This window comes from Photobacterium minamisatsumaniensis (genome assembly GCF_050336695.1).
GTDB classification, from domain to species: Bacteria; Pseudomonadota; Gammaproteobacteria; order Enterobacterales; family Vibrionaceae; genus Photobacterium; species Photobacterium minamisatsumaniensis.
On sequence record NZ_JAKJSI010000035.1, the window covers coordinates 79,640 to 88,876 of the forward strand.

7 protein-coding genes and 1 pseudogene are annotated in these 9,237 nt (G+C 40.4%); 3 read left to right on the forward strand and 5 right to left on the reverse strand.

The window, feature by feature from the left end; genetic code table 11:
* Window positions 1-173: 173 nt before the first annotated feature.
* The 5 genes and pseudogenes from L4D78_RS18950 to L4D78_RS18970 form a co-directional block, all read right to left on the reverse strand.
* Window positions 174-1,394 carry a CHRD domain-containing protein gene (locus L4D78_RS18950; protein WP_428468384.1) on the reverse strand — a complete coding sequence of 407 codons (1,221 nt, stop codon included), beginning with the start codon at window positions 1,392-1,394 and terminating at the stop codon, window positions 174-176.
* Between the two features lie 315 nt (window positions 1,395-1,709).
* Window positions 1,710-2,975: a quaternary amine ABC transporter ATP-binding protein gene (locus tag L4D78_RS18955; RefSeq protein WP_428468385.1), complete on the reverse strand. Its 1,266-nt coding sequence runs from the start codon at window positions 2,973-2,975 to the stop codon at window positions 1,710-1,712.
* Window position 2,976: 1 nt separating this feature from the next.
* The gene (locus L4D78_RS18960; RefSeq protein ID WP_428468386.1) at window positions 2,977-3,867 is read right to left on the reverse strand and encodes an ABC transporter permease; all 891 of its coding nucleotides are present in this window, start codon (window positions 3,865-3,867) and stop codon (window positions 2,977-2,979) included.
* Between the two features lie 59 nt (window positions 3,868-3,926).
* The gene (locus L4D78_RS18965; RefSeq protein ID WP_428468387.1) at window positions 3,927-4,925 is read right to left on the reverse strand and encodes an ABC transporter substrate-binding protein; all 999 of its coding nucleotides are present in this window, start codon (window positions 4,923-4,925) and stop codon (window positions 3,927-3,929) included.
* Window positions 4,926-5,371: 446 nt separating this feature from the next.
* Window positions 5,372-5,909 (reverse strand): annotated as a pseudogene (locus L4D78_RS18970) (IS6 family transposase); the annotation flags it as partial.
* Between the two features lie 248 nt (window positions 5,910-6,157).
* On the opposite strand from L4D78_RS18970, the gene L4D78_RS18975 reads away from it, so the two are divergent.
* The 3 genes from L4D78_RS18975 (at window position 6,158) to L4D78_RS18985 (ending at window position 9,107) form a co-directional block, all read left to right on the forward strand.
* On the forward strand, window positions 6,158-6,694 hold the full coding sequence (locus tag L4D78_RS18975; protein ID WP_428468388.1) for a hypothetical protein: 537 nt from the start codon (window positions 6,158-6,160) through the stop codon (window positions 6,692-6,694).
* Window positions 6,695-6,810: 116 nt separating this feature from the next.
* A complete protein-coding gene (locus tag L4D78_RS18980) occupies window positions 6,811-7,818 on the forward strand; it encodes a YdcF family protein (protein WP_428468389.1) in 1,008 nt (335 codons plus the stop codon).
* Window positions 7,819-8,210: 392 nt separating this feature from the next.
* Window positions 8,211-9,107: a YdcF family protein gene (locus L4D78_RS18985; RefSeq protein WP_428468390.1), complete on the forward strand. Its 897-nt coding sequence runs from the start codon at window positions 8,211-8,213 to the stop codon at window positions 9,105-9,107.
* Window positions 9,108-9,237 lie beyond the last annotated feature (130 nt).

A 9,237-nucleotide genomic window follows, 5' to 3' on the forward strand; every position in this document is an offset into this window, starting at 1 on the left:
GCTTCGATAAGGTTTAACTCTTTAAAAATTTAGGGCGGAACACAAAGACAGGCTCATAAATAAAGAAAGCTTCGAAGCTAAATCGAATCTGTGTCTAAGATATCGAATATGTGTCGAAGCTTTCTTATTTTGGCAGCTACTTCTTGTATGGCGAGCTAACAACACCTCGACATTTAATCTATTTGCCCCCGTACCTCACCACTTGGCACCGTCGGCGTATGAATATTGAGGTAATGACCGCCCCTTAGCAGGATGTTGGCTGTTTCTTCATCCAAAATAGCGTTATCAGGACTTCGCCATACATTCATATCACCCGTGTCTTGCTCGAGCTCGACAGCTACACCACCATTGGTACCAATCTCTCCCTGATGCACATGCGCGGCAACAGCCTCTTCTAAGCCTGTTGTTAGAATAAGGACAGACAGTAAGCCTGTTGTGCCATCAAACCACACATAGCCGTCACCCGCCGCATCAGTAACAACCGGAGGCACTTCTTCGTCACCGCTTAAACCAAATGCAAATACTGTTACTGTGTCATTAAATATTTGGCCGCGGATTTCTCCACTTGGTACATCTGGGGTATGAATATTGACATAGTGACCACCCGCAAGCATTGCTTCCACAACATCGGTCTCGAGGCTAGTCCCATCGGGTGTTTGCCATACCGTTGCGTCTTCAGTACTTTGCTCAAGAAATACAACCACACCACCGTTTGTACCGATCTCACCTTCATGAATATGAGCTGCAACAGCATCTTCCACCCCAGTAGTCAGCACAGTTAAATCAATATCATTGCTACCTGTATTGACCGTTGCATAACCATGCCCAAATGCGTCAGTATCAAGCGCGGGGACCTCCTGGCGTCCACTAAGAGCAAATGCTAGGACTTGGGTATCGGCATCCACAATTTGCCCTCTCACTTCTCCCGGCGGGGCTTGTTGGGTATGAACATTGATATACCATTCCCCGCCCATCAACATGTCAGCCTGCTCCATGGTAATGTCGGTTTCGGTAACTATCATCGTACCATCACCGTTATCCGTAAATTCAAATGCAACAGGACCATTTTCCCCAACACTGCCTTGGTGAATATGGGCAGCAAGCACATTATCAACCGCACTGATATCTATCTCAGCACTCAATGCATAAGTATCATCGTTGCCAAATTCAGGCTCATCCTCTTTATTCATATGCCCTGAAGGAAGCGAGAAAAAATGATCCTCACTACCCTGTGTGATTAATAGTGTCACCGTTCCGGATGCCATCGCAGTTGTTTGCACAGGCGGAACTTCCTGCGAACCAGATAAGGTTACCGCAAAATTTAATTCTTCATCATGGCAGCCAACCAAAGACGCAACTGAGAGCAATAATGCCCAAATCATTTGCTTTCTCATACACTCCTCCAACAGTCATTGCTGTTCTGCCTGAAAAGTTTAGTCATACGCCTATAACCAAGACCTTATACATTGTCTTAGCTTTGAGAGAGGTGGTACTTAAATGAGAAGTAAAAAAATAACACCATGATATATATGCTTATATCGGCAGATAAAAAAGTAATAAATTTGTAGGGTGACAGAATACTCAGAGAAACAAAGCAGAGGTACAAAGTAGAGGGGCAGATAATTGCTGGTCTACATAAAAAACACCTCTGTCAGAGTAACTGACAGAGGTGTTTTAGAATATTTCATTAGGAATGAATTCAGGTAACTTTATGCCGCTTTACTGCTAGCCGATACACTATCTTTAACATCGCTATCAGCCTCTTCGCCAGATGAAGCACTATGCTCACTAAGCACTTCCGCTAACGTTGAACGAGACAGACGCCCCTCGACTTCACCCTCAGCATTCAATACAGGTAACGGGTGTTTATTCTCTAATGTTTCAGGGATCACCGCTTCTAATAATGCATCTGTTTGTATTGAAGGCACGTCTTCTAACATAGATTCATCAATCGCATTGCCATAATCTGCCTGCTCGGCGTTTTCAAGGGTCTCTTGGGTTATAACCCCTTGGTAGCCTTCATCGTTAATGTAATAACCGTAATCATCTTTGGCTTTACGCATTTCTGCGACTGCTTCACCAATCGTCTCAGCAGAAATCCTCACCCCTTGCGGCTTCATCACTGTTTCTACCGTTAAGGCACGTGCACGGTTAACATCTTTAACAAAGGCTTCTACATAATCATCAGCAGGATTCAATAAAATATCGACCGGCTCACCTTGCTGAACCAATACACCATCGCGCAAAATAGCAATTTTATCGCCCAAGCGTAGTGCCTCATCTAAATCATGGGTAATAAACACGATCGTTTTATGCAGCTTTTCTTGTAATTCAATGAGTTGATCTTGCATTTCACTACGAATTAATGGATCGAGCGCCGAGAATGCTTCATCCATTAACAAGATATCAGCATCGGTACATAGAGCACGGGCTAACCCTACACGCTGTTGCTGCCCACCAGATAGCTGTGATGGGTATTGCTTTTCATATCCACTCAAGCCTACTGTTTCAAGCCATTCACGAGCACTGGCTTCCCATTCGTTTTTCTTCACCCCTTGAACTTGCAAACCATAACCGATGTTTTGCAATACAGTGCGGTGTGGCATCAAACCAAAACGCTGGAATACCATTGACATTTTATTACGGCGGAAATCTTGTAACCCTTTATCGTTCAGGTTCATGACATCTGTGCCCGCAATCTCAATCACACCTTCGGTAGGGTCAATCAAACGGTTAAAGTGACGAATAAGCGTCGACTTACCGGAACCCGATAACCCCATGACGACAAAGATCTCACCCGGATTCACTTCCAGATTGATATCACAAAGCCCAACGGTGTGACCCGTTTCTGCCAGAATATCATCTTTCGATTTCCCCGCTTTCACTTGTTCCAACACTGCTTTTGCGTTGGGTCCAAACACTTTGTACAGGTTTTTAACCCGAATAAGCGGTGTTGTTTGTGATTTGTTCGTCATGTTAGCGACCTCCTAAATGCTGTTGGGTACGCTTTGCATAGCTCTGAGAAATACGATCAAAAATAATCGCTAATGCCACAATCGCTAAACCGTTAAGTAAGCCTAAAGTGAAATATTGGTTTGTGATGGATTGAAGTACTGGTTGTCCTAATCCTTTAACACCAATCATTGAAGCAATAACAACCATGGCAAGTGCCATCATGATGGTTTGGTTGATACCCGCCATAATATTTGGCATTGCTAACGGAAGCTGCACCCCAAATAGACGCTGCATAGGGCTTGCACCGTAAGCGGTAGCCGCTTCAAGTACTTCTTTATCAACTAAACGAATGCCCAGATTAGTTAGACGAATAACAGGTGGAACCGCATAGATCACCACGGCAATCACACCAGGAATTTTACCGATCCCCAGTAACATTACGACCGGGATCAAATACACAAATGCTGGCATGGTTTGCATAATATCGAGCATTGGCATCGTAATAGATTGCACCCTGTTGGATCGCGCCATCGCAATACCAATGGGAATACCAATTGCGATGGCGACCATGGTCGAAACTAAAATAATACTCATGGTACGCATGGTGTTATCCCACATACCGAACACACCGATCAATGTGAAGGCGACAACAACCCCTGCGGTTAGTTTCCATGAACGACTCGCTAAATATGCTAAGCCCGCTAACACACCAATAACTATCCACCATGGCGTACCCAGCAGAAGTTTTTCAAACCAGATAAGGAACGATAATAAAGGGTCAAAGAAGGATTCGATGCTGTCACCATATTCACGAGAAAAGCTACGGTAAGCACCATCGAGTGTTTTACGAATTTCAAGTAGTTGGTAACGGTCAAGCTGCGGAATTTCCGTCAACCATGATTTATCTGACATAACAATTTTTCCTAAAAATGCAAAAGCCCGGCTTCTCAATTGCCGGGCTTTATAAAGACTTACAGTGCTGCTAACGCTTTCTTCACTTTGTCCGCTATTTCAGGACTTACCCATGCCGTCCAAATTTCTGGGTTCTCATTCAAAAAATGTTCCGCAGCAAATTCACCATCAGCTTGATAGTCTTCCATCCATGCCAATAATGAATTCATTTTCGCATTGGTAAAGGCACGTTTAGATAAGTACTCAACAGCTTCTGGTGAACTTTTCGCAAAGCTTTCAGTTACGACCGTATCAACTGGCGATGGCGGGTACATGGTCGGCACTGGATCCAAGCAATCTACGTTAGTAGTACAGTCTTTAAATTGCTGCTCATCAACACCCGAGCCGAAATCAACTTTCACCATTTTGTATTTACCCAATACCGCGGTTGGTGCCCAGTAATAACCAAACCATGCTTCTTCACGTTCATATGCTTTGGCAATCGAGCCCGATAAGCCTGCACCTGAACCTGGATCAATCAAATCAAACCCTGCTTTATCCAGCTCTAAAGCATTAAATAAATTACCTGCTGAAATCTGACAATTCCATCCTGCAGGACACCCCATGAAAGCAGATTTACTTGGGTCTTCAGGATGCTTAAACAATTTAGCGTTAGCTTTAACACCTTCAATAGTGGCTAAAGTCGGGTCTTTTTTAACCATATATTCCGGAACCCAAAAACCTTCTTCACCACCATCTGATAAGCTAGAGCCCGCATAGCGAATACGTCCTTCTGCAACCCCTCTATCGAGAGCGGCTTTCATCGAGTTACTCCAAAACTCTGGCGCAATATCTGGTTGCCCTCTTTCGACCATCGACGCCCCTGTTGGCATCGTGTCGCCCGGCACCAATACAGCATCACATCCGTAACCATGATCTAAGATAAATCGATCCACGTTGGCCATTAATGTTGCTGAATTCCAATTCATGTCGGCAATAGTCACTTTGCCACACTCTTCAGCAGAAACGGTGAACGATGCACTGGCTAGAACAAGCGATGCCGCAAGAATTTTACGCATAAAAATATCCTTATTTAAGGGTTTCATTCCCCACAAACCTTTCAACACCCTACATTAACTCAGACAGTTATATCAAATTTATTTGGGCATCTAATCAATTAATAGCGAAAAAACCGAATTAAATAGCGAATTGACGCGATATTTAACACTAAATCAACAAAAAAATACTTAGTACTGTAATCATTACAGCTGTTATTAAATTCCATATTGGGCTTGCCAACATATGCCATATCTCCTGAGGGCATATGTAAAAACACACCTACAACTCAGTCATACAATAAGCGAATTATATTTAGCTTTGACGATGGTCGAAGGAGGAGTGAAATAACGTAAAAAGGGTTTTGTCGCAGAGTTTAGTCTAACTACGCGCTCACTGATTTTCAGATACAATTAGACTGCAAGCGCGTAAAACTGCCACCAAACAGATAAGCCTTCAGGATTGTCGAGCTGTTCATTTTACCTTCACTTTGCTCGACGATATTGTCCAGATACTTGATTGAAAGGATTTCAATTAGGCACAGCATGTATCCGTTATTCCAAGCTCAACATTGATATGTGCAGTGCTAACGCGTTGGAATGGCTGCCGTCAATAACCACTTTCTCGGGTATTCCATGTTGACCGATGGCATTTGGAAAAAGCTCTAGCTGCTTTTTCATCTCGCTTATCAAGCAGTAGAAAATCAATCAATCACCTTACTTATTAACGGCTCAGTAGTAATACTTCCATTGGCCTTTGACGTTGATGTAGGTCTCGTCTATCCTCCACGAATACTCGACTGGCTTTATTCACTTGTCGGGCTCGATGTTCCAGTAAAGGGGCATATTAGATGACCCTGCGGCTCAATGTTGAGTGGTCAACAATGATGCCACGCTCTGCCAATATCTCTTTAATTTCAGGTAGCTCAGCTTGTAGACAAGATTGTAACGAACGGTCTGTAGTATGATCTCGGAAGGAAAATGACGGCTTGTGAATTTAATGCTCATAATGTTGGAAGTGATTAATGTCGATGGAGATCCTAACTTACGACTCCAACTTGCGACAGACCCCTCGAGATCAAGAGTCGTCGACCAGACTCGCTTTTGGAAAGCTAACTTTTAGAACCATTTAACAGAATAATAACCTAGTCTTCTTATATTCTATATGCATATTTTTGAATAATACAGAGTTCATTGTATTAGTAATTTATCCATCTCTTGAAAATTAGGAAGCTTTAAAGCTTAGTGGTTATTTAATGAATAAAATAAAAGTAATATCGTGGCTATTTTTGTTTATATCTCCTTTTTCTTTTGCGTTCGCACCTTCTATTTCTGATGTTACTCAAACGACAACAAGCTTAATAGATAATACGCTAAAAGCGAAAGAATACTTAAAAGGACAACCTTTTTCTTTGGATATATTTAACTATAATGTAGATTCTATTTCAGTAGACTCTTACATTATTGATAGCAAAGAAAAATCAGAAGATATTGTACTACCAGACCCTTACATTACAAAAGGAGAGAGTCAGTCAGTTTTATTTAAAGCAAACAGAATATCTGAATCTAAAGGAGACTTTATCTTTGAAGCTATCAATGGAGGCAAAAAACACAAGATTTTTCTCAAATATGAATGGATTAAGGAAGGTCAAGGAAGGATACAATTGTCAATTGATGATGAGAAAACTGTAAGTGGGAATTTATTTAAAAGAATAATTTTGGATCATAACAACCTATACATCATTGTTATGGGAGTCGGACCAAGAATTCAAATATCTTTTGGTAAACCCTAGCAATAGGAGCTATATCAAGGTGCTTATTCCATAAGTTTTATTACAATGTTACCGCAACGTTTACCGATGATGCGTCAGGCATATTCAATCAAACCTAGCAGATAAGGAATGATAAAATGTTTAAGAAACTCCCATTAGCAGCGCTAATTGTTTTCTCTATTTGTGCAAATGCAGCAACCAGAGCATCGGATACCCTTTTACATAAGCGCATGAAGCAACTGGAGAGCATTGAGGTATCAGCTAGCAATGTCGCTGACAACATCCTTGAAGGGCATTTCGATAAGGTATTCGATCTATATGACAACCTGAACCACGAACTGTTGGCAATGAAGCAGTTTTCAAGCTCAGTGGATACTACCCTTGTGATCCAAAACTTAGAGCAAAACAAAATCGCAATCATTAATGAGGTTTTTGACACCGTCCTTGAGAACACTGGCGAAACGTTCCCTAAATCTGCCAATTTCACGCCAAAGGGTATCATTGTGGTTGGCTCTACACCTGAAATGGGCATTCTAGAAAGCCGCCTAGATGACGCTTACAAGATAGCAATGGACAACAAGTCATTACCGATAATTCTTTCTGGCAAAGGGCGCAAAAAAGGCATTGTAGAAGCCGATTATATGTATGACTACCTTGTTTCTAAGGGATTGGCCGGTGATCGCCTTTACAAAGAGTTGTTGGCTTTAGATACCGTTGGTAACGCTGAATTCTCATACTTCACTATCACCGAAAATGAGTCATTAAAAGACATTACTGACTGGTTGGTGATCACGAACAACTACCACGCTATGCGCTCGCTAAACAACTTCCAGTACGTCTTCCCTGACAACTACAACGTAGCAGTACATTTATCGCCGCTTTTGCCGGAAGGCGTTACACACCCTGATCGCCTAACTATCTTGAAGCAACTTGTTGCCGAAGAGTTGAAGTCAGAATCAAACCACCAATTCATGGAGTTGCTGACTTATGATCGATTCAAGAAGAAGGGCCAAGCCTTTAAGCCTAAGACTATTGCTGGACAGCCATGTGCAATCTTAAATGAGATGCTTATCGAGCATGGACTGTATAAGGATAAGGTTGATGAACTAACCGTTCGATTCAGCCAATGTTACACATCAGAGTAATGATTATGTAGCTTTAAAGGGAAGGAAAATAACGGCCTATGAGTTTAATGGTCATAATGTTGGAAGTGATGAATGTTGATGGAGATCATAACTTACGGCTCCAGCTTGCGACAGAACCGAATTCTGAGCCTTAGCTGAATTTTTTGCAACAGAGTCAAATAAAAGGGGGGAACTTGGTTAATATTTGTCTGATTTTTGCATATACTCGTTTAGTCTTAGCATCTAAATAGACTGTTAAAAAAGGAAGTTTGTAATTTTTCGGTGTAGTTTTATATGGATAAAATCAATTACAAAATAACACAGTTATGGCACTAGTTGTTATATTATCAGTGCAATTTATCAACCTTTATATTTTGGTGTAAATGTTTAAGCTTGACTGGTGATGAGGTAATATGAGCTATTATTTACGGTTAGTAGTAGAGTTAAAAAATGTTAAAATTAATAAGAATGAAGTTTTTGATTTAATCAAATCATACAGATTGGATGTTTTCTATTTTGATTTGTTATATAAAACCACAGAGCTTCGTAAGGTTAAAAGATACTTAATTGAATCTGGAATTATTATCGAGAAAGATATAAGTTTAGCTCTAAGTCAATCTAATTATACGTTGAGTTACCTGTTAAGTTGTTTGGTTGAATGGTATGGTGATAGGAATTATATAGGAAATACAGAGTCATTTCTTAATCCTGACATAATAATTATTCTTGGGGCTGATAGTCACGAAAATTTATTTCCTAGAATAGAAAAATCAGAAAAAATCATAAAAGATAACCCCAATTCAATATTGGTTTTAAGTGGTGGAGGTTTTTCATTGAGTGAGTCGGAGTCTAGGACAATGCTAACATACGTTGAGAGCTATGGAATTACGAATGAAATTATCCTCGAAGAAGACTCTATGGATACTATTGGAAATGCTTTTTTTTCGAAATTAAAGTTAGAAAAGCATGCTCTTCAGCATTCTAAGTCTAAAGTTCTTGTTATAACCTCTGCCTTTCATTCATTGAGGTCTCATCGGTATTTTGATTTAATACTGGGAGATAGATGGAAAGTTGCAACTCATGGAGTTAGGACCATTTTTAATGAATGTGAAATCAAGAAAAGAAATGTTCATGAATTATCTACTCAGAAACAGGCTGAGAATATATTAAAATTTATAGAGAACGAAAAAACGAACAATAACGATTTGATATTGAAGTTGTTTTTTGAACATGACTTATATAAAAACAGATATGATTTATTGAGAAAATTCTTAAGTGATTCGAAAACTATTTCGCTAGAGAGGTGCTAGCCTTTATGGCGGGATGTTAAATCTCGATTGAGTGGTTTTAACAAGGCCGTATAGCAAACTTATATAGTATTGTTTTGATAAAAGCATAAAAATAAAGGAGTGGATTATGTATAACATATTAATATTATTG